The organism is Streptomyces sp. NPDC059002 (genome assembly GCF_042740435.1).
GTDB lineage: Bacteria > Actinomycetota > Actinomycetes > Streptomycetales > Streptomycetaceae > Streptomyces.
The window spans coordinates 196,889-216,870 of sequence record NZ_JBHYJI010000008.1 but is presented as its reverse complement, the minus strand read 5'-3'; the positions used below and the strand labels follow the sequence as shown (position 1 = coordinate 216,870).

Sequence of the window (19,982 nt, the reverse complement as noted above, 5' to 3'; positions counted from 1 at the left end):
CCCCTGACGGGGCGCCCCGTCAGGGGCGCGGGGAACTGCGCGACCAGCCAGGACGAAACCCGCGCCCGGCGACGAGCGGCGACCCGGCAGACGCGGTGCCGACCTCGCGGGGCCTACCGCGGCCCGTACTTCCGCCCAGTACGTGACGTGATCCCGCCAAGGAGTGACCGAGGCGTCACCTTCGCCACGCCCATCAGCGCCTTGTAGCGCGGGTCGGGGATGGACAGGGACTTGCCGCGGGCCAGGTCGGACAGGGCCGCGGCGACCAGCTTGTCCGCGTCGAGCCACATCCACTTGGGGATGTTGGACGTGCCCATTCCGGCGCGCTCGTGGAACTCGGTCCGTACGAGACCGGGGCACAGCGCCATCAGCCGTACCCCCGAGCCCGCCAGGTCCTTCGCCGCGCCCTGGGTGAACTGCGCGATCCACGCCTTGGACGCGCCGTACGTCCCGCGCGGCACGAACGCCGCCACCGACGCGACGTTGACGACGCCGCCCCTGCCCCGCTCCCGCATCGACTTCACCGCCGCCGACGTCAGCCGGAGCACCGCCTCGCAGTGCACCTTGAGCATGGTCAGCTCGTCGCTCATCGGGACGTCCAGGTACCGGCCCTTGTTGCCGAAACCCGCGTTGTTGATCAAGAGGTCGACGGGTTCCCTGGGGCGCGAGAGGCGCTCCTCCACGAGCTCGATGCCCTTGTCGGTGGAGAGGTCGGCCGTCAGTACCTCCGCCTCGATGCCGTGCCGGTCGTGCAGCTCGGTCGCCTGTTCCTGCAGCCGCTTGGTGTCGCGCGCCACCAGCACGAGGTTGTGTCCGTCACCGGCGAGGCGCCGCGCGAAGGCGGCGCCGATGCCGGCGGTCGATCCCGTAATCAGAGCCGTAGTCATGGCGTAAGGCTAGTGATCGCCGTACTTCGCGAGATACGCGTGGGCGTCCTCGATCGCCTCGGGGTGCAGCGCGTCACCGGCTTCCAGCAGCCGCGGCAGCAGCGACCTCTCCGTGGTGACGGCCCGGAACTGGAGGGCGACGGTGATCTCGTGAGCGGGCCGGTGCACGATCTCGATCGGATCGCCCGCCCGGATCTCGCCCGGTTCGAGCACCCGCAGATACGCCCCGGGGATGCCCTGCTGAGTGAACCGCTTCACCCACCCCTTCTCGCCGACGTGCCCCTGGAACGTACGGCAGGGGATGCGGCCGCTCGTCACTTCGAGCAGCGGTCCGGAGCCGATCCGCCAGCGCTCGCCGATCCGCGCGCCGCTCACATCGATCCCGGAAGTGGTGAGGTTCTCGCCGAACACGCCGTTGGGCAGGGGACGTCCGACGAGGTCCTGCCACGTGTCGAGGTCCTCGCGGGCGAAGGCGTACACCGCCTGGTCGTTGCCGCCGTGGTGGCGCAGGTCGCCGATGTCGTCGCCGGCGAGACCGCTGCCGCCGACCCCTTTCTCTCCTGGCGCCGTCACCAGGACCGGGCCTTCCGTCGGCCGTTTGTCGATGCCCGTGCCGCCGGAGGGGGAGTCGGTGTATTCGACGACGGTGTGGCGGCCCAGATTTACCGAGAGGAGCTTCATGAAAGGAAGGCTAGGCGAGCATCCCTCAAAGCCGCGATGCAATATTTCGCGACATATCCAAGCGTCGCTTATGCTCAAACCATGATCGAGGCCCGTCATCTCCGTGTCCTGCGCGCCGTGGCCGCCACCGGCTCCTTCTCGGCGGCGGCCCGCGAGCTCGGCTGCACCCAGCCCGCCGTGAGCCAGCAGATGAAGGCCCTCGAATCCTCGGCGGGCACCCCGCTGCTGATCCGCACCGGCCGCGAGATGCGTCTGACGCAGGCCGGTGAGGCCCTGGTCAGGCACGCCGCGGGCATCCTCGCCGGGCTGACGGCCGCGGAGGAGGAGGTCGCCGCCATCGCGGGCCTGCGCGCGGGCCGCGTCCGGCTCGTCTCCTTCCCCAGCGGCAGCTCGACGCTCGTGCCCGGCGCCCTCGCGGCCCTGCGCGCGGCCCATCCCGGCACGCGCGTCTCCCTCGTGGAGGCCGAACCGCCGCGCTCCGTCGAGATGCTGCGCGAGGGCGACTGCGACGTGGCCCTCGCCTTCCGGTACGAGGGGGCGGCCGCCGCCGAGGAGTGGGACGACCTCGTCGTGCGCCCCCTGCTCGCGGACCGGCTCGTCGGACTCGTGCCCGAGGGGCACCGGCTCGCCGCGGCGGATTCGGTCACGATCGGCGAGTTCGCCGACGAGTCGTGGATCGCGGGTTGCCCGCGCTGCCGCAGGCAGCTGGTGGAGGTCTGCGAGGGTGCGGGCTTCGTGCCCCGCATCGACTTCGCGACCGACGACTATCCGGCGGTGATCGGCCTGGTCGGCGCGGGCCTCGGGGTCGCGGTGCTGCCCGAGCTCGCCATCGAGTCGGTGCGCCCCAAGGGTGCCCGCGCCGTGACGGTCGAGCCGGCCGTGCAGCGCGAGATCGTCGCGCTCACGCTGCCCGATCTGGCCCAGGTGCCGGCCGTCGCCGCCACCCTGGACCACCTCGCGCGGGCCGCTGCCCGCTGATCGTTCGTACGTGGCCGGGGCGTGTCAGGACGCGCACGGGCGCGTTCGACGTGGTCAGAGAGGAAACGTTCCTTCAGCGGTGTGACGCGGCGGCGGCCGTCGCGGCCGATGCCGTGACCAGGCGATTGCGGGCGCGCCCCATCAGCTCTTCGCGCTCATCTTCGGTAAGGCCGCCCCATACGCCGTACGGCTCGCGCACCGCGAGTGCGTGAGCGGCGCACTCCGCGCGCACCGGGCACCGCATGCAGACCTCCTTGGCGGAGTTCTCGCGTGCGCTGCGCGCCGCTCCCCGCTCGCCCTCCGGGTGGAAGAAGAGCGAGCTGTCGACCCCGCGGCAGGCCGCGAGGAGCTGCCAGTCCCACAGATCTGCGTTCGGTCCGGGAAGGCGGGAGAAATCTGCCATTGCTGGTCCCCTTGAAGCCGTTCTGACGCGGATACGGTGCCCATGACCGTACATCTACTGTCTAAGGAGATGAAAATATGACTCATTGCGAATCTAGCCACAGACACCAGGAAAAGGGAAGAAAAGGCGCTAAATGGGGCATAGCTTGTGATGAAAGGTTGAGGGTCTCTTGCGCTGTCTGCGCTGTGTCCGCGCCCTCACGTAGAGTGCCGAAGATGGCTGACCGCCCCGTAACTCTTTCGGGTGACCGTCGTTGAGAGTGCGAGGCGGTTGAAAGAACAAGCGCTCGGGCAGGTGTCCGAGAGCGTCAACCGCACAGGTGACGAATATGTACCAGCCTGGAGGCTCAAGGTGACGCGCAGCAGCTGTGAGAGCCGCGGAGGACAGTCATGACATCCGTCCTCGTCTGCGACGACTCCCCGCTTGCCCGAGAGGCGCTCCGCCGCGCGGTCGCGACCGTGCCCGGCGTCGAGCGCGTGACGACGGCGGCCAACGGCGAGGAAGTCCTCCGCCGCTGGGGCGCCGACCGTTCGGACCTGATTCTGATGGACGTACGCATGCCCGGTCTGGGCGGCGTCGAGACCGTCCGGCGGCTGCTTTCCGCCGACCCCGGTGCGCGCATCATCATGCTCACCGTCGCCGAGGACCTCGACGGGGTCGCGCTCGCGGTCGCCGCCGGTGCCCGCGGCTATCTGCACAAGGACGCCTCGCGCGCCGAACTGCGGGCGACGGTGACCCAGGCGCTCGCCGATCCGACGTGGCGCCTCGCCCCGCGCAGACTGCGCTCGGCCGAGATGGGCGCCGCGCCCACGCTCACCGCGCGCGAGATCCAGGTGCTCGAAGGCATGAGCCACGGCCGCTCGAACGCGGAGATCGGGCGCGAGCTCTTCCTCTCCGAGGACACCGTGAAGACGCACGCCAGGCGGCTCTTCAAGAAGCTCGGCGCCTCGGACCGGGCGCACGCCGTGGCGCTCGGTTTCCGCTGGGGCCTGGTCCGCTAGATGTGTCGCCGCGGGGGCACGGCGATCCCCGCCCGCCGTCTGGTGGGCGGGGTGACGGACGCCCGTCGCCCCCCGCATCGGGAGCGATTGCTGTCGCTTCGCCGCCGATGCCGCATCCTTGAGGTGTGGAGTTCCTCGGGGACGAGTCGATCGAGCGGGAGGGGAGGGCGCAGGAGATGACTTCCGGCGCACCTGCTCATAACGCTTCAGTGCACAACTACGGACGCGGTGCCACGGAACAGTCGCCGTCAAGGCACCATGGACCGATGCGCGATGACAAGACGACGGTGATCGGTGCCCTCGTCCTTCGCGCCGTTGAGGGTGACGAGCAGGCCACGCACGATCTCCTGGCGCATGTGCACCCTCTGGCGCTGCGCTACTGCCGTACGAGACTGTCCCGACTGCCGGGTGACGCACGGCACTTCGTGGAGGACCTGGCGCAGGAAGTGTGTGTCGCGGTGCTGCTCGCGCTGCCGCGCTACAAGGACACGGGGCGCCCCTTCGAAGCGTTCGTCTTCGCGATCGCCGCCCACAAGGTGGCCGATCTGCAGCGCGCCGCGATGCGCCATCCCGGATCCACCGCGGTGCCCTCCGACGAGATGCCGGAGCGGCCCGACGACTCTCTCGGCCCCGAGGAGCGCGCGCTGCTCAGCAGTGACGCGGAGTGGGCCAAGAAGCTCCTCGCCAACCTTCCGGAGAACCAGCGGGAGCTGCTGCTGCTCAGGATCGCCGTCGGGCTCACGGCGGAGGAGACCGGGCAGATGTTGGGGATGTCACCCGGGGCGGTGCGGGTGGCCCAGCACCGGGCCCTGAGCCGGTTGCGGGCGCTCGCCGAGCAGTGACGGCGACGTAGGAACGTACAAAGCTTACGAATGATCTTGATCGTGGAATGAGACACCCTCGGATCCCGTTAGCATGGACATCCGCACCGATCAAGGCCATTTGGGGAAGGTGTCATGACTGCAAACGTCGACGGAGTGCCCGAGAAATTCGCGACACTCGGGCTGACCTACGACGACGTGCTGCTGCTGCCGGGCGCGTCGGACATGGCGCCCGACCAGATCGACACTTCCTCGCTCATCTCGAAGAACGTGCGCGTGAACGTCCCGCTGCTGTCGGCCGCGATGGACAAGGTCACCGAGTCCCGCATGGCGATCGCCATGGCGCGGCAGGGTGGCGTCGGCGTACTGCACCGCAACCTCTCCATCGCCGACCAGGCCAACCAGGTCGACCTGGTGAAGCGCTCCGAGTCCGGCATGGTCACCGACCCGATCACGGTGCACCCGGACGCGACGCTGGCCGAGGCCGACGCGATCTGTGCGAAGTTCCGGATCAGCGGCGTCCCGGTGACCGACGCGGCGGGCAAGCTGCTCGGCATCGTCACCAACCGTGACATGGCCTTCGAGTCGGACCGCTCGCGCCAGGTGCGCGAGGTCATGACGCCGATGCCGCTCGTCACCGGCAAGGTCGGCATCTCCGGCGTGGACGCCATGGAGCTGCTGCGCCGCCACAAGATCGAGAAGCTTCCGCTGGTCGACGACGCGGGCGTCCTCAAGGGCCTCATCACGGTCAAGGACTTCGTGAAGGCCGAGAAGTACCCGAACGCGGCCAAGGACCAGGAGGGGCGCCTGCTGGTCGGCGCCGCCGTCGGTGTCGCGGGCGACGCGTTCGAGCGCGCCCAGGCCCTGATCGCCGCGGGTGTCGACTTCATCGTCGTCGACACCGCGCACGGCCACTCCCGGCTCGTCGGCGACATGGTCGCCAAGATCAAGTCCGACGCCCCCGGCATCGACGTCATCGGCGGCAACATCGCCACGCGTGACGGCGCCAAGGCGCTCATCGACTCCGGTGTCGACGGCATCAAGGTCGGCGTCGGACCCGGCTCCATCTGTACGACGCGTGTCGTCGCCGGTATCGGCGTGCCGCAGGTGACGGCCATCTACGAAGCGTCGCTCGCCGCCAAGGAGGCCGGTGTCCCGGTCATCGGCGACGGTGGCCTGCAGTACTCCGGAGACATCGCCAAGGCGCTCGTCGCCGGTGCCGACACGGTCATGCTGGGCTCGCTGCTCGCAGGCTGCGAGGAGTCCCCCGGAGAGCTGCTCTTCATCAACGGCAAGCAGTTCAAGTCGTACCGCGGCATGGGCTCGCTCGGCGCCATGCAGTCGCGCGGCGACCAGCGTTCCTTCTCCAAGGACCGCTACTTCCAGGAGGGCGTCGCCTCCGACGAGAAGCTGGTGCCCGAGGGCATCGAGGGCCAGGTCCCCTACCGCGGCCCGCTCTCGGCCGTCGTCCACCAGCTGGTGGGCGGTCTGCGCCAGTCGATGTTCTACGTCGGCGGACGCACCGTCCCCGACCTGCAGGCCAACGGCCGCTTCGTGCGCATCACGTCCGCGGGGCTCAAGGAGAGCCACCCGCACGACATCCAGATGACGGTCGAGGCACCGAACTACAGCCGCAGCAAGTAGCCTCCAGGCTCCACGCGCGCGTGGAAGGGGCGGCCCCGGATCACCGGGGCCGCCCCTTCCACGTGTGTCGGGGATACTGGACAGGCAGACCAAGAGGGAAAGGCCCCACAACGTGACTGAGATCGAGATCGGGCGCGGCAAGCGCGGCCGCCGCGCGTACGCCTTCGACGACATCGCCGTCGTACCGAGCCGGCGCACCCGCGACCCGAAGGAGGTCTCGATCGCGTGGCAGATCGACGCCTACCGCTTCGAGCTGCCCTTCCTGGCCGCTCCCATGGACTCGGTGGTCTCGCCGCAGACCGCCATCCGCATCGGTGAGCTCGGCGGCCTCGGCGTGCTGAACCTCGAGGGCCTCTGGACGCGGCACGAGGACCCGCAGCCGCTGCTCGACGAGATCGCCGAGCTGGCCCCGGAGAACGCGACCCGGCGCCTCCAGGAGATCTACTCCGCGCCCATCCAGGCCGACCTCATCGGGCAGCGCATCAAGGAGGTGCGCGACTCGGGTGTCGTCACCGCCGCCGCGCTCTCCCCGCAGCGCACCGCCGAGTTCTCCAAGGCCGTCGTGGACGCGGGCGTCGACATCTTCGTGATCCGCGGCACCACGGTCTCCGCCGAGCACGTCTCCGGCGCCGCTGAGCCGCTGAACCTGAAGCAGTTCATCTACGAGCTGGACGTCCCGGTCATCGTCGGCGGCTGCGCCACGTACACCGCCGCCCTGCACCTGATGCGCACCGGCGCCGCGGGCGTCCTGGTCGGCTTCGGCGGCGGCGCCGCGCACACCACGCGCAACGTCCTGGGCATCCAGGTGCCGATGGCCACCGCCGTCGCCGACGTCGCGGCCGCCCGCCGCGACTACATGGACGAGTCCGGCGGCCGCTACGTGCACGTCATCGCCGACGGCGGCGTGGGCTGGTCCGGCGACCTGCCCAAGGCCATCGCGTGCGGCGCCGACTCCGTGATGATGGGCTCCCCGCTGGCCCGCGCCACGGACGCGCCCGGCAAGGGCCACCACTGGGGCATGGAGGCCGTCCACGAGGACGTGCCGCGCGGCAAGAAGGTCGACCTGGGCACGGTCGGCACGACCGAGGAGATCCTCACCGGTCCCTCGCACATCCCCGACGGTTCGATGAACTTCTTCGGTGCGCTGCGCCGCGCGATGGCGACGACGGGCTACAGCGAGCTCAAGGAGTTCCAGCGCGTCGAGGTCACGGTCGCGGACTCGCAGCACAAGCGCTGAGCCGACGCCGCGCCCGGCTTGAGCGGAAAGGGTTCGGGCCCACCTTTCGGTGGGCCCGAACCCTTTTTGCGTATGCCGTCCTCGCGTGTTCCGCGGGGGCTACTGGTCCCCGGCCTTCTTGGCCGCGGAGAACGCGGCGGCGCCGCCCACGGCGAGGAAGACGAAGGTGAGGACGTCCTTCTCGTGCTTCCAGACCTCGTTGACCAGGTCGAAGTGGTCGGTGAAGACGGTCAGGAACGAGACGTCGAAGCCCTCGCCGATGGCCATCGCGTACCCGGTGAGCTGGCCCAGGTACACGGCTATCAGGGCCGCCACGGCGGCGACGATCGGGATCGCGGTGTGCCGCCCGCCCACCTTGCCCGCGGCGAATCCGATGATGAGGCCCACGCCGATCGCGGCGTAGCCGATCTCGTGCTCCACGGCCTTCAGGATGGCGCCGTAGATGCCGGCCGTGACGAACAGCAGGACGACGGCGAGGGCCATGCCCAGGCCGACGTTGCCCGTGCGGGCCGGGGGCTGCGGGGCGGGGAAGCCGCCCTGGTGCAGGGGCTGCTGCTGCGGGAAGGCGGCGTACGGCTGTTGCTGCTGCGGAGGCTGCTGGCCGTACGGCTGCTGGGGTGCGTACGGCTGCTGCTGGCCGTACGGGTTGCCGTCCGATGGCTGTGGCGGCTGGGTCATGCGGGTCCCCCTGGGGTGTGTGCGCCGTACTGATGTGCGGCAGAAGGGCCGCACAGTAGCAGTCGCAACCGACACCCGAGGGGGAACGCGGGTGATTACAGACGGTGTGCGGCGCCCGCCGGGGTCGCTCCCCTTGTGTCCAGGAGGAGTTGGGCCTTCACGGCGAGCCCCTGGAGGTCGTACGTGCGGTGGTGCTGGAGCAGGATCGTGAGGTCGGCGTCGGCGGCCGCTTCGTAGAGGGAGTCGGCGCGCGGGACGGGGTGGCCGAGGACGCTCCAGTTCGGGACGTAGGGGTCGTGGTAGCTGACGGCCGCGCCCATCTCCATCAGGCGGGTCGCCACCTCCTGGGCGGGGGCGCCCTGCTGGTCGGCGAGGTCGGGCTTGTAGGTGACGCCGAGGAGCAGGACGCGGGCGCCGCGGGCGGACTTCCCGTGTTCGTTGAGGAGGGTCGCCGAGCGCTGGATGACGTACTGGGGCATGCGGTCGTTGACCTGCTGGGCCAGTTCGACCATGCGCAGGGGGCGGGCGCCGCGGGACGGGGCGGGGATGTCCAGGGGGACGCCGTGGCCGCCGACGCCGGGCCCGGGGCGGAACGCCTGGAAGCCGAAGGGTTTGGTCTCCGCGCAGCGGATGACGTCCCACAGGTCGATGCCCAGGTCGTGGCAGAGCACCGCCATTTCGTTGACCAGGGCCATGTTCACGTGCCGGTAGTTGGTCTCCAGGAGGTGCACGGTCTCGGCCTCGCGGGGGCCACGCGCGCGTACGACCTTGTCGGTGAGGCGGCCGTAGAAGGCGGCGGCCGACTCCGTGCAGGCCGGGGTGAGACCGCCGATCACCTTGGGGGTGCCCGCGTAGCCGTGCAGGCGGTTGCCCGGGTCGAGGCGGCCCGGGGAGTACGCGAGATGGAAGTCGCGGCCCGCGCGGAGCCCCGAGCCCTGTTCGAGGATCGGGCGGAGGAATTCCTCGGTGGTCCCCGGGTACGCGGGGGACTCCAGGATGACCGTGGTGTGCGGGCGCAGGCGCGCGGCCAGGGCCCGGGCGGCGTCGGCCACCTGGGTCAGGTCGAGCGAGCGGTCCGCGGCCGCGGGGGTGGGGGCGCAGATGACCGCGGTACGGACCCGGCCGAGCTCGACCGGGTTGGTGGTCGGCCGGAAGCCCCCCGAGAGCATCCGGCGGACGTCGGCGGCGGTGAGGGTGCCCTCGGCGCCGTCGCAGGGCAGTCGGCCGCCCGCCAGGTCGGCGGCGCGGGCGGGGTCGTAGCCGATGGTCGCGATGCGGGCGGCGACGGCGGCCTGGGCGAGGGGCAGGCCGAGGTGGCCGAGACCGATGACAGCGAGATCTGCGGGCATGGCGGTGGGCCGTCCTCCCAATAGCCGGACCGGGACGAGTGCGCAAGCCCTGTGGACAAGGCGGACCAGCGCAATGTCAGACTAGGAGTAAATATGACCGATATGCGGCATTGCCCGATTCCGGAGTCCGGAGTGTTGTCCACAGGCCGCGGCCGCGATCAGCGGGCGCGACGGAAATCTGGGCATGATGTGAGTCCGACCACACCCGATCGCAACGGGAGGCAGCGGTGAGGACAGCGACACTGGGGCCAGCGGAGCGTGCCGAGTCACTTGCGGGAATGGCCGACCGGGAGCTGGACATCCTGGTCGTGGGCGCGGGGGTGGTCGGCGCGGGCACGGCACTCGACGCGGTCACCCGCGGCCTGTCCACCGGTCTTGTCGAGGCCAGGGACTGGGCGTCGGGCACGTCGAGCCGGTCGAGCAAGCTGATCCACGGCGGCCTGCGCTATCTGGAGATGCTCGACTTCGCGCTCGTGCGGGAGGCGCTGAAGGAGCGCGGCCTCCTCCTCGAACGGCTCGCCCCGCACCTCGTGAAACCGGTGCCGTTCCTCTACCCCTTGCAGCACAAGGGCTGGGAGCGGTGGTACGCGGGATCGGGCGTCGCGCTCTACGACGCCATGTCGATGTCCCGCGGACACGGCAGAGGACTGCCCCTGCACCGCCATCTGACCCGGCGCCACGCGCTGCGCGTGGCCCCGTGCCTGAAGAAGGACGCCTTGGTCGGCGCGATGCAGTACTACGACGCGCAGATGGACGACGCGCGCTATGTGGCGACGCTGGTGCGCACCGCGGCGGTGTACGGCGCCAAGGTCGCCAACAGGGCCCGGGTCACCGGATTCCTGCGCGAGGGCGAGCGGGTGGTCGGCGCCCGCGTGCAGGACGTGGAAGGGGGCGGGGAGTACGAGGTCAGGGCCAAGCAGATCGTGAACGCCACCGGGGTGTGGACGGACGACACCCAGGCCATGGTGGGCGAGCGGGGGCAGTTCCACGTCAGGGCGTCCAAGGGCATCCATCTGGTGGTGCCCAAGGACCGCATCAGCTCGTCGACCGGGCTGATCCTGCGGACCGAGAAGAGCGTCCTCTTCGTCATCCCGTGGGGGCGGCACTGGATCGTGGGGACCACCGACACGGACTGGGACCTGGACAAGGCGCATCCGGCCGCCTCCAGCGCCGACATCGACTATCTGCTGGAGCATGTGAACTCGGTGCTTGCGGTGCCCCTTTCGCGGGACGACGTCCAGGGGGTGTACGCGGGCCTGCGGCCGCTGCTCGCCGGGGAGTCGGACGCCACGAGCAAGCTGTCGCGCGAGCACACGGTCGCGCATCCGGCGCCCGGCCTCGTGGTCGTCGCGGGCGGCAAGTACACGACGTACCGCGTGATGGCCAAGGACGCCGTCGACGAGGCGGTGCACGGCCTCGATCAGCGCGTCGCCGACTGCGTCACCGAGGACATCCCGCTCGTCGGAGCCGAGGGGTACAAGGCGATGTGGAACGCGCGGGCGAGGATCGCCGCGCGGACGGGCCTCCATGTGGTGCGCGTGGAGCACCTGTTGAACCGGTACGGCTCGATGGCCGAGGAAGTGCTCGACCTCGTGACCGCCGACCCCACGCTCGGCGCGGCGCTGCAGGGGGCGGACGACTATCTGCGCGCCGAGGTCGTGTACGCGGCCTCGCACGAGGGGGCCAGGCACCTCGACGACGTGCTGACGCGCCGCACGCGCATCTCGATCGAGACCTTCGACCGGGGCACGCGCAGCGCCAGGGAGTGCGCCGAGCTGATGGCGCCCGTCCTCGGCTGGGACAAGGACCAGATCGAGCGGGAGGTGCAGCACTACGAGAAGCGGGTGGAGGCCGAGCGGGAGTCGCAGCGCCAGCCCGACGACCTGACGGCGGACGCGGCGCGGCTCGGGGCGCCGGACATCGTGCCGCTCAACTAGCGGGTCTGCGGTCTGCGGTCTGCGGTCAGGGGGTGCGAGGGCAGAACTCGGCGGTCAGGAGCGCCTGTTCCAGGTCGGGATCGGCCAGCTTGTCCGTGTTGACCCGGAAGGTGAGGACGCGTCGTCCGTCGCGGGTGGCGGCGGTGCGGACGAAGCTGCCGGAGATGTGGCCGTTGTGGCCCCAGACCGTGGTGCCGCAGGGCAGCTTCTGCGGGTAGAGGCCCATGCCGTAGCGGCCGTGCGCGGTGCGGGTGTCGAGCATCTGGCGCAGGAAGGACGGGGGGAGGAGGCGGCCGGAGAGCAGGGCGGCGTAGAAGCGGTTCAGGTCGCCGAGGGTGGAGACCAGTTCGCCCGCGGCGCCCGCGACTCGGGGGTCGAGCCGGGTGACGTCCCTGCCGTCGCCGGTGTACGCGCGGCCGTGCGGCGAGGGGAGCGTGGTGCGGGCGCCGGGGAAGGAGGTGCCGGTGAGGCGGAGAGGGGTGAGGATGCGGCGTTCGGCTTCGGTGGCGTAGGAGTTGCCGGTGACTTTCTCGATCACCATGCCGAGGACGACGTAGTTCGTATTGGAGTACGCCCAGCGGCCCTTGGGGGTCGGCGGGTGGGCGAGGGCGGTGCGGACCGCCTGCGCGGGGGTGACGGGGGTGGTGCCTCTGGTGTCGGCGGTGAAGTTGTAGAGGCCGCTGGTGTGGGTGAGCAGGGCGCGCAGCGTGAGGGTGCGGCCGTCGATGCCCGGGCCGCGTACGAGGCCGGGCAGATGGCGCTCCACCGGGTCGGACAGGGACAGGCGGCGTTCGGCGGCGAGTTGGAGGGTGACCGTCGCGATGAACGTCTTGGTGATGCTGCCCACCCTGAAGTGGTCGGCGCGGGACAGGGCGGGGCCTGTGCGGGCGAAGTGCGCGAGCGGCGGCGCGGCCGGGCGCGGTGCGGCGGTGTGCGGCGGGTGCGGTGCGGCGGTGTGCGGCGGGCGCGGTGCGGAGGGCCGTCGGTGGGAGGGCGTGGAGGAGTGCGGTGGGCGGGAGGGGCGGGCGGCAGGGGGGAGTTCGGATGGAGGGAGTTCGGATGGAGGGAGTTCGGCCTGTTCGCGGGTGAGCAGGGCCGCGGCCGGGGCCTTGCCTCGGCTCGTGAGCAGCGCAAGAGTGGCGTCGACGGGCGGGGTCGCGGGCTGCGGACGGCCGGCCGTGGCGCTGATCAGGATCGCCCCGAGGAGGATGGCCGGCAGAGTGCGCGGTATGGGCATGGCGGTCCCTCCTTGTGCGCGGTCCATCATGCGGGACGGTGGACCCTGGGCGCAGGACGGTCCTTGAGTAAGGGACAATGAAGGCTCTGTCAGGGCGGGTTGCGCGGGTCGCAGCGGTAGCAGCAGAGGGGACGCATGTCGGACGCGGAGCAGACGGGTGAGGCCCGTCGGGATGAGAGCGAACGTCTCCTCGCCGGCCGGTACCGGCTGGGAGAGGTGCTCGGCCGCGGCGGCATGGGCACTGTGTGGCGCGCCAAGGACGAGACGCTCGGCCGTACGGTCGCGGTGAAGGAGCTGCGGTTCCCCTCGAGCATCGACGAGGAGGAGAAGCGGCGGCTCATCACGCGGACACTGCGTGAGGCCAAGGCGATCGCGCGGATCCGCAACACCAGCGCCGTGACGGTCTACGACGTGGTCGACGAGGACGACCGGCCGTGGATCGTGATGGAGTTGGTCGAGGGCAAGTCGCTGGCCGAGGCGATCCGTGAGGACGGGCTTCTCACGCCGAGACGGGCGGCCGAGGTCGGGCTCGCCGTGCTCGACGTGCTGCGGTCGGCGCACCGCGAGGGGATCCTGCACCGCGACGTGAAGCCGTCGAACGTGCTGATCGCCGAGGACGGCCGGGTCGTGCTCACCGACTTCGGCATCGCGCAGGTCGAGGGCGACCCGTCGATCACGTCCACCGGCATGCTCGTCGGCGCGCCGTCGTACATCTCGCCGGAGCGGGCGCGCGGGCACAAGCCCGGTCCCGCCGCCGACATGTGGTCGCTCGGCGGTCTGCTGTACGCGGCGGTGGAGGGTGTCCCGCCGTACGACAAGGGGTCGGCGATCGCGACCCTCACCGCGGTGATGACCGAGGACGTCGAACAGCCGGTGAACGCCGGGCCGTTGGAGAAGGTCATCTACGGCCTCCTCGCCAAGGACCCGGAGCAGCGGCTCGACGACGTGGGGGCGCGGGCGCTCCTGATGGACGTGATCCACGCGCCGGAGCCCAAGGCGGAGCCCGATCCGGTCGAGGCGACCAAGGTGGTGCCGCTGCCGCCGCTGCCGGGCAAGAAGGGCCTGGGGAGGAAGGGACTTGGCGCATCCGGTGCCGCCGGTGCCGCCCATGAATCCGGGGCGGCCGGTTCCGGCGGGACGCTCGGTGGGCGCAAGGCCGAGGAGGCCGCGGACCGCCTGAAGGGCGCGCTGCGGTCGGTCCGGAAGGCGGCTGCCGCGGCCACCGCGCGGGGCGCGGGTGCGGGCGCTGCTGGTGCCGGTGCGGGCGCCGCGGGTGCGGGGGCGGCTGCCGGTTCGTCCGCTTCGTCCGCTGGAACTGCTGCTGGTGCGCCTGCTGGTGCGCCCGCCGGTTCTCCTGCCGGTTCGCCCGTCGAGGCCGGGAACGGGTCGGCTGTCGCGGGGGGCGACAGGGCTGCCCGGGGCGGGAGTGCGGCCGGGGCGAAGTCGGCCGGTGCGGGGGCGGTTTCCGGGAGCGGGGCCGCCGTACCGCCGGTGCCGAGTGCGCCGCCGCGGGCGCCGGTCAAGGCGTCCCTCACGGATGTGGTGCCGCGCAGGACCCTGGTGATCGTGTCCGTGGTCGCCGTGCTCGCGGTGCTCGGTACGGTGCTCGCCTTCGCCCTCGGGGGCGGCGACGACAGCGACTCGGGCAAGGACAGCAAGGGCGGCGACAAGGCCGCGTCCAGCGGTGCGGCCGGTGGTGACGGCAAGGACACCGGCAAGGAAGCCGACAAGGGCACGGGGTCCGGCGACGGCAAGGGCACCGGCGAGGACACGGACGCGGACACCGGCGAGGACGCGGACTCCGGCAAGGGGCACGACCCGGGCAAGGATGACGGCAAGGACGAGGGCAAGAAGCCGGGTGACGGGGCGGCTTCGACGTACAAGCACAGCCAGGGCTTCTCGATCGGGCTGCCGAAGGGGTGGAAGTACCAGTCCACGGGCAGCGCGGGTGCGCGGTTCGGCGGGCCCAACGGGCAGAAGCTCCTGATCGGTTGGACCCACACGCCCAAGGACAACCCGGTGGCCGACTGGAAGAGCCAGGAGAACTACATGGTTCGGCCCCAGTACGACCGGATCCGTATAGAGAAGGTGGGTTTCCGGGGCTGGAACACGGCCGACTGGGAGTTCACCTATGTCGACGGCGGCACCAAGTACCGGTCGATAGACCGGGGCTTCGTGGTCAACGGCGGGCTCGGCTACGGAATGATGTACACGGCCAAGGCCGATGACTGGGGGAGCGCGGAGCGCAAGGACGCCTGGCGGACCTTCACGCGGACGTTCGAGCCGAAGGACTGAAGATCGGCTCCGGATCCGGGACTCATGAGGAGTCCTTGGTTCCGGGGCCGAGATCTCGTATCCCCTCATTGCGGTTCGCTTACGGCACGTATCGTGAATGCCTGCGGACCGTACGCAGCCGCAACAGGCCGTAAGACGAACGGAATTGACCACCGGGCGGAACGGGGGATGCGTCGTGGACGACTATGCGGGACGGGTGCTCGCCGACCGCTACCGCCTGCCGCTGCCGCCCTCGGACGAGTACGAGCTGGCCGAGTCGCGTGCGTTCGATACGTACAGCGGGCAGGAAGTCCTGGTCAGGCAGGTGCCGTTGCCCGAGATCGTCGAGGCGGAAGTGCTCGACGACGACGGGCCGCCCGACCTGCCCGAGGGATTCGTCCCCCGGGCGGGGGCGACGGGCGGGGGCGGGGTGCGGCGGGCATCGGCGCGTACGACGCGCAGTCCCGCGGATCCGGCGGTCCGGCGCGCCATGGAGGCGGCCCAGACCGCCGCGCAGATCCCGGACCATCCGCGGCTCGACCAGGTCTTCGACGTCTTCGCGGAGGGCGGCTCGCTGTGGATAGTCAGCGAGTTGGTGGCGGCGAGGCCGCTGGCGGCACTGCTCGCCGACCGGCCGCTGAGCCCGTACCGGGCGGCGGAGGTCGCCGCGGACGTCCTTGCCGCGCTGCGGGTGCTGCACGGGCACGGCTGGGTGCACCGGAACATCACCGCGCGCACGGTGCTGATATGCGACGACGGCCGCGTGATGCTGACGGGGCTCGCGGCGGGCGCGGCCGAGGAGGCGCTGTGCGGTTACGACCCGCGCCCCGTCGAGGAGGGCGAGGCGACGGGCTCGGCCGGATCCGTGGGGAATGTGGCCTCGTACGGGGACGCGGGCGCGCACGGCGACGAGAACGGGGACGAGAGCGGCTGGGACCGGTCCGGGGGCGAGGGCCCGGGGCTGCCCCGGTACCGGGACCAGATCGGCATCCCCGACCGGTCCAGGGGCGCGGAGCTGGAGCCCGCACCGGAGTCCGCCGGCCGGCCACCGGGCGAGGCGCGGGCCGGGCGTGCGGGGGCCATCGCGGCGTATCGCGCGGGGGCGCGGGCGGCGGGGCGGGTGAACGAGGAGCCGCGGGGCGGGGGTTCGGCGGACCAGGCAGGGACCGGCGCGGGCTCGGCGGGTGCCGGGGTGCCGGGGGCCCGGGCCGGTTGGGACGGGTCCGCGTACGACGCGGGCGGGCGTGACGAGGAGCCCGCGGTGCCGGGGCGGATCTCGGATCCGTACGGCGTCGGCGGTGCGAAGCCGTGGCATGGCGCGGTGCCGCGTGCCGCGGGCAACCGCTACGGCACCGGCGCTCCCCACGGATACGAGCCGGACCATTTCCCCGGGCAGGACCGCACCCCCGGACAGAACCGCGCCCCCGAGCCGGACCATTTCCCCGGGCAGAACCGCACCCCCGGACAGAACCGCGCCCCCGAGCCGGACCACTTCCCCGGGCAGAACCGCACCCCCGGGCGGAACTCCACCCCCGAGCCGGACCGCTTCCCTGACCCGGACCACCTCCCCGAGCCCGCCCACGACACCCCCCTGTCCGCCGCCCCCGCCGCCCCCGGCACCCCCCGCGGACCCGCCACCGCGTTGGCCGCCGAGCGGGCCCGGCATGCGCGGATGGTGGTCGTCGGGGCCGTCACGGAGCGGTGGGCGCCGGAGCAGGCCGGGCCCGTTCATGAGAACTGGCAGCTTGCCGCGCCGATCGGGCCCGCCACGGACCTGTGGGCGCTGGGGGCCCTGCTCTTCCGCGCGGTGCAGGGGCACGCGCCGTATCCGGAGGACAGTACGGCCGAGCTCGTGCAGCTGGTGTGCGCGGAGCCGCCCGCCTTCGCCGAGGAGTGCGGGCCGCTGCGGCCCGTCGTCGAGTCGCTGCTGCGCCAGGACCCGACCGAGCGGCTCGACTTCGAGGAACTGGCGGGCTGGCTGCGCTCGTTGGTGCGGTCGGCGCCGGAGCCGGAGGCCGGGGCGCATGTCGTGCCCGCGCCGCCGTACGACGCGGGCAGGCTGCCCGTCGTACGGCGTCGTGGCGAGGTCGTGCGCAAGCGGCGGTCCGCCGCGCCCGCGGCCACCGGGCAGGGGCACGGGCGGCACAAGCACAAACGCGGCAAGGTCAAGGAGGCCAAGGCCCCGCGGGCGCCGCGCGAGGCCAGGCTCCGTGAGTCCGCGCCGCCCCGCGCACCCCGGCCGCGCGCACCGCGGTCCGGGGGCGGCGGACAGCCCCGGTCGCTGGGACGGCTGCTGCTGCTCGCCATCCTGGTGGGGCTCGCCGCGGCCGTCGTGTACGCCATGTTGTTCATGCCCAAGTCCGACGAGGGCGCGTCGGGCGACCGTGCCGGGTCCGCGGGCGAGGCGAGTTCGGCGCCGGGGACGGACGGCGGTGGCGGCGACGACGAGCCGGGTGACAAGTCCAAGGAGAAGCCCAAGGAGAAGCCCAAGGACAAGCCCACCAAGACCCGGTCGCAGGAGCCGCAGACCTCCGGGTCCGAGCTGCCGCAGGGGTTCGCGCTGCGCAAGGACGCCGAGGGCTTCCGCGTGGCCGTCGCCAGCGGATGGGACCGGCAGCCCAAGAACGGCCGGGGGCAGGTCCGTTACACGCACGGCGGCTTCGAGCTGCTCCTGGTCCCGGGCCGGGACGGCACCGACAGCTACGGCAGCGATCCGATGAAGTACCAGCGCGAGCACGAGCGGGAGCTGCAGCCGTTCCGCGACTCGTCGTGGGCGACGTCCAGCGGCATGCGGCGGATCGACGTCGGCGGCCGGGCCATGGCCGAGGGGCAGTTCACCTGGCAGGACGCCGACGGCCGCGAGCTCTTCGTACGCAATCTCGCGATGGTCGTGGCCGGGAAGTACCACGTGGTGCAGGTGCGCGGGCCCGAGGCGGAGCGGGACGAGGTGACGCGGCTCTATGAGCAGGCGTCCGCCACCTATCAGGTCGTGGACTGAGCCCGGAGGGACTCCCGGGTGGGCTTTCGGCCATGGAACGATGGCCCTCACGAGCAGCACGGGACATGAACGACATGCGTCACAGTGCGGTCTCCTAGACCCCCCGGCGGTTCCCTGCCCGCTCCCCTCTCCTTAACCTGGGCCTGTCAAGACCATTGCGGGGGAACGTGAATCAGACGCAGGGCCTGCTCCTCGCGGGCCGCTACCGACTCGGTGAGTCCATCGGCCGCGGTGGCATGGGACGGGTGTGGCGTGCGCAGGACGAGGTGCTGCACCGTGCCGTCGCCGTCAAGGAGCTGACGGCCGCGCAGTTCGTGCAGGAGGCCGACCGCGCGGTCCTCTTCGCGCGTACGCAGACGGAGGCGCGGGCCGCCGCCCGCATCAACCACCCCGCGGTCGTCACCGTCCATGACGTCCTGCAGTACGACGACCGGCCCTGGATCGTGATGGAGCTGGTCGAAGGGCGTTCGCTGGCGGACGCCGTCAAGGACGACGGCCGCGTCGAGCCCGTCGAGGCCGCCCGCATCGGCCTGTGGACGCTGAAGGCGCTGCGCGCCGCGCACGCCGCCGGTGTCCTGCACCGCGACGTCAAGCCCGGCAACGTCCTGCTCGCCGACGACCGGCGCATCCTGCTCACCGACTTCGGGATCGCCGCGATCGAGGGCGACTCGACGATCACGCGGACCGGCGAGGTCGTCGGCTCCGTCGACTATCTGGCGCCCGAGCGGGTCAGCGGCGCCAACCCCGGGCCCGCGTCCGACCTCTGGGCGCTGGGCGCCACGCTGTACACGGCGGTCGAGGGCAACTCCCCCTTCCGGCGCACCTCGCCGCTCGGCACCATGCAGGCCGTGGTCACCGAGGAGCCCGCGCCGCCCGAGCACGCGGGGGCACTCGCGCCGGTCATCAGCGCGCTGCTCCGCAAGGACCCGGCGGCCCGGCCGACCGCGGAGGAGGCCGAGTTGATGCTCGCCGAGGCCGCGGAGGGGCGCAGGCCGACGGGCGCGCAGGCGTATGTGCCGACGCAGGTGCACGCGGCCACGCGGACGTATCCACAGGGGCAGGACCCGGCGGCGTACGCCCCGGCCCCCGGCCCTGGCCCCGGCCCCGGCGGCACGGGACGCGACGCGCCCACCGTCATCGGCGGCTCCGCGCCCGCCCCGCGCGAGCGCCGCCGCTGGCCCGCGGCCGTCGCCGTCGTCGTGGCCGCGCTGCTCGGCGGCGGTGGCGTCTTCGGCTATCTGCACTTCGCGGGCGACGGCACGCGGGAGCGGGCGGGCGGCGCGGACGGCGGTCCCGCCACGTCGGTGGGCGGCATCCCCGACGACTGGAAGCGCGTGAACGATCCGGAGGGCTTCAGTCTGCGGCTGCCCAAGGAGTGGAAGCGCGAGGTCGACGGCAGCCAGGTCGACTACACGCCCGACGGCGGCCGCCGCTTCCTGCGCATCGCCGTCGACAGGAACCCGCAGTTCGAGAGCGCCTACACGCACCAGCTGTCCCTGGAGAAGGGCCTGCGGCCCAAGCTCCCCGAGTACCGGCGCCTCCACCTGGACTCCAACAAGTTCCGCGATCAGGACGGCGCCCTCTGGGAGTTCAGCTGGACGGCGGGCGCGAACGACACGACCGCGGGGCCGCGCCGCGCCATCGAGCAGACCTATATCAGCCGGGACGGCGTCGAGTACGCGATCTACATGTCGGCGCCCGCCAAGGGCTGGGACACCACCAGGGAGCAGTTCGACGCGATGCTCCGGGGGTGGCGGGAGCGCTGAGCGCCCGCGCCCACCCCTGAGGTGCCTGGTGGCAGCGGCCGGAACCGGCCCGCGGCTCGGTCCTGCCCCATTCCGTTCGCACACGTGTGGG

General features: G+C 71.9%; 15 protein-coding genes. 9 read left to right on the top strand and 6 right to left on the bottom strand.

The annotated features are described in order from the left end of the window. Positions 1 to 113 precede the first annotated feature (113 nt). Positions 114 to 887, bottom strand: coding sequence for an SDR family NAD(P)-dependent oxidoreductase (locus ACFWZ2_RS10740; protein WP_384544526.1), 774 nt, complete (start codon positions 885 to 887; stop codon positions 114 to 116). A gap of 9 nt (positions 888 to 896) precedes the next feature. Next, positions 897 to 1,568 (bottom strand): MOSC domain-containing protein, encoded by a 672-nt coding sequence (locus ACFWZ2_RS10735; RefSeq protein WP_384544524.1) that lies wholly within the window; start codon positions 1,566 to 1,568, stop codon positions 897 to 899. Between the two features lie 81 nt (positions 1,569 to 1,649). On the opposite strand from ACFWZ2_RS10735, the gene ACFWZ2_RS10730 reads away from it, so the two are divergent. Continuing rightward, complete coding sequence (locus ACFWZ2_RS10730) at positions 1,650 to 2,546, top strand: LysR family transcriptional regulator (protein ID WP_384544522.1); 897 nt, start codon at positions 1,650 to 1,652, stop codon at positions 2,544 to 2,546. A gap of 73 nt (positions 2,547 to 2,619) precedes the next feature. Here ACFWZ2_RS10730 and ACFWZ2_RS10725 read toward each other — a convergent pair whose 3' ends face one another. Continuing rightward, positions 2,620 to 2,949, bottom strand: coding sequence for a WhiB family transcriptional regulator (locus ACFWZ2_RS10725; RefSeq protein WP_384544520.1), 330 nt, complete (start codon positions 2,947 to 2,949; stop codon positions 2,620 to 2,622). A gap of 389 nt (positions 2,950 to 3,338) precedes the next feature. On the opposite strand from ACFWZ2_RS10725, the gene ACFWZ2_RS10720 reads away from it, so the two are divergent. The 4 genes from ACFWZ2_RS10720 (at position 3,339) to ACFWZ2_RS10705 (ending at position 7,652) form a co-directional block, all read left to right on the top strand. After that, a complete protein-coding gene (locus ACFWZ2_RS10720; protein ID WP_003948568.1) occupies positions 3,339 to 3,950 on the top strand; it encodes a response regulator transcription factor in 612 nt (203 codons plus the stop codon). Positions 3,951 to 4,216: 266 nt separating this feature from the next. Further along, on the top strand, positions 4,217 to 4,792 hold the full coding sequence (locus tag ACFWZ2_RS10715; protein ID WP_127909693.1) for a sigma-70 family RNA polymerase sigma factor: 576 nt from the start codon (positions 4,217 to 4,219) through the stop codon (positions 4,790 to 4,792). 114 nt (positions 4,793 to 4,906) lie between these two features. Beyond that, positions 4,907 to 6,415, top strand: coding sequence for an IMP dehydrogenase (guaB, locus tag ACFWZ2_RS10710; protein WP_384544517.1), 1,509 nt, complete (start codon positions 4,907 to 4,909; stop codon positions 6,413 to 6,415). A 112-nt stretch (positions 6,416 to 6,527) separates the two neighbouring features. Continuing rightward, on the top strand, positions 6,528 to 7,652 hold the full coding sequence (locus ACFWZ2_RS10705; protein WP_384544515.1) for a GuaB3 family IMP dehydrogenase-related protein: 1,125 nt from the start codon (positions 6,528 to 6,530) through the stop codon (positions 7,650 to 7,652). 99 nt (positions 7,653 to 7,751) lie between these two features. Here the strand turns inward: ACFWZ2_RS10705 and ACFWZ2_RS10700 are convergent, their stop codons facing one another. Both ACFWZ2_RS10700 and ACFWZ2_RS10695 read right to left on the bottom strand, forming a co-directional pair. Beyond that, positions 7,752 to 8,330, bottom strand: coding sequence for a hypothetical protein (locus ACFWZ2_RS10700; RefSeq protein ID WP_384544513.1), 579 nt, complete (start codon positions 8,328 to 8,330; stop codon positions 7,752 to 7,754). 95 nt (positions 8,331 to 8,425) lie between these two features. Next, positions 8,426 to 9,679, bottom strand: a complete 1,254-nt coding sequence (locus ACFWZ2_RS10695) for a nucleotide sugar dehydrogenase (protein ID WP_384544511.1) — start codon at positions 9,677 to 9,679, stop codon at positions 8,426 to 8,428. Between the two features lie 227 nt (positions 9,680 to 9,906). Between ACFWZ2_RS10695 and ACFWZ2_RS10690 the strand changes: the two genes are divergently transcribed. Next, the gene (locus ACFWZ2_RS10690; protein WP_384544509.1) at positions 9,907 to 11,616 is read left to right on the top strand and encodes a glycerol-3-phosphate dehydrogenase/oxidase; all 1,710 of its coding nucleotides are present in this window, start codon (positions 9,907 to 9,909) and stop codon (positions 11,614 to 11,616) included. A gap of 25 nt (positions 11,617 to 11,641) precedes the next feature. Here the strand turns inward: ACFWZ2_RS10690 and ACFWZ2_RS10685 are convergent, their stop codons facing one another. Continuing rightward, a complete protein-coding gene (locus ACFWZ2_RS10685) occupies positions 11,642 to 12,853 on the bottom strand; it encodes a serine hydrolase domain-containing protein (RefSeq protein WP_384544507.1) in 1,212 nt (403 codons plus the stop codon). 135 nt (positions 12,854 to 12,988) lie between these two features. On the opposite strand from ACFWZ2_RS10685, the gene ACFWZ2_RS10680 reads away from it, so the two are divergent. The 3 genes from ACFWZ2_RS10680 to ACFWZ2_RS10670 all read left to right on the top strand — a co-directional run bounded on the left by ACFWZ2_RS10680 (position 12,989) and on the right by ACFWZ2_RS10670 (position 19,891). After that, positions 12,989 to 15,148: a protein kinase gene (locus tag ACFWZ2_RS10680; RefSeq protein WP_384544505.1), complete on the top strand. Its 2,160-nt coding sequence runs from the start codon at positions 12,989 to 12,991 to the stop codon at positions 15,146 to 15,148. Between the two features lie 175 nt (positions 15,149 to 15,323). Beyond that, a complete protein-coding gene (locus ACFWZ2_RS10675) occupies positions 15,324 to 18,125 on the top strand; it encodes a protein kinase (RefSeq protein ID WP_384544503.1) in 2,802 nt (933 codons plus the stop codon). A 167-nt stretch (positions 18,126 to 18,292) separates the two neighbouring features. Then, entirely contained in the window at positions 18,293 to 19,891 is a 1,599-nt protein-coding gene (locus ACFWZ2_RS10670) for a serine/threonine-protein kinase (RefSeq protein ID WP_384544501.1), read from the top strand. The last annotated feature ends 91 nt before the right edge of the window (positions 19,892 to 19,982 follow it).

Coding starts and splice junctions, on each gene's coding strand:
- ACFWZ2_RS10725 (WP_384544520.1), bottom strand. CDS start 2,949: ATGGCAGATTTCTCCCGCCTTCCCGGACCGAACGCAGATCTGTGGGAC.
- ACFWZ2_RS10720 (WP_003948568.1), top strand. CDS start 3,339: ATGACATCCGTCCTCGTCTGCGACGACTCCCCGCTTGCCCGAGAGGCG.
- ACFWZ2_RS10685 (WP_384544507.1), bottom strand. CDS start 12,853: ATGCCCATACCGCGCACTCTGCCGGCCATCCTCCTCGGGGCGATCCTG.
- ACFWZ2_RS10740 (WP_384544526.1), bottom strand. CDS start 887: ATGACTACGGCTCTGATTACGGGATCGACCGCCGGCATCGGCGCCGCC.
- ACFWZ2_RS10715 (WP_127909693.1), top strand. CDS start 4,217: ATGCGCGATGACAAGACGACGGTGATCGGTGCCCTCGTCCTTCGCGCC.
- ACFWZ2_RS10695 (WP_384544511.1), bottom strand. CDS start 9,679: ATGCCCGCAGATCTCGCTGTCATCGGTCTCGGCCACCTCGGCCTGCCC.
- ACFWZ2_RS10680 (WP_384544505.1), top strand. CDS start 12,989: ATGTCGGACGCGGAGCAGACGGGTGAGGCCCGTCGGGATGAGAGCGAA.
- guaB (WP_384544517.1), top strand. CDS start 4,907: ATGACTGCAAACGTCGACGGAGTGCCCGAGAAATTCGCGACACTCGGG.
- ACFWZ2_RS10735 (WP_384544524.1), bottom strand. CDS start 1,568: ATGAAGCTCCTCTCGGTAAATCTGGGCCGCCACACCGTCGTCGAATAC.
- ACFWZ2_RS10700 (WP_384544513.1), bottom strand. CDS start 8,330: ATGACCCAGCCGCCACAGCCATCGGACGGCAACCCGTACGGCCAGCAG.
- ACFWZ2_RS10730 (WP_384544522.1), top strand. CDS start 1,650: ATGATCGAGGCCCGTCATCTCCGTGTCCTGCGCGCCGTGGCCGCCACC.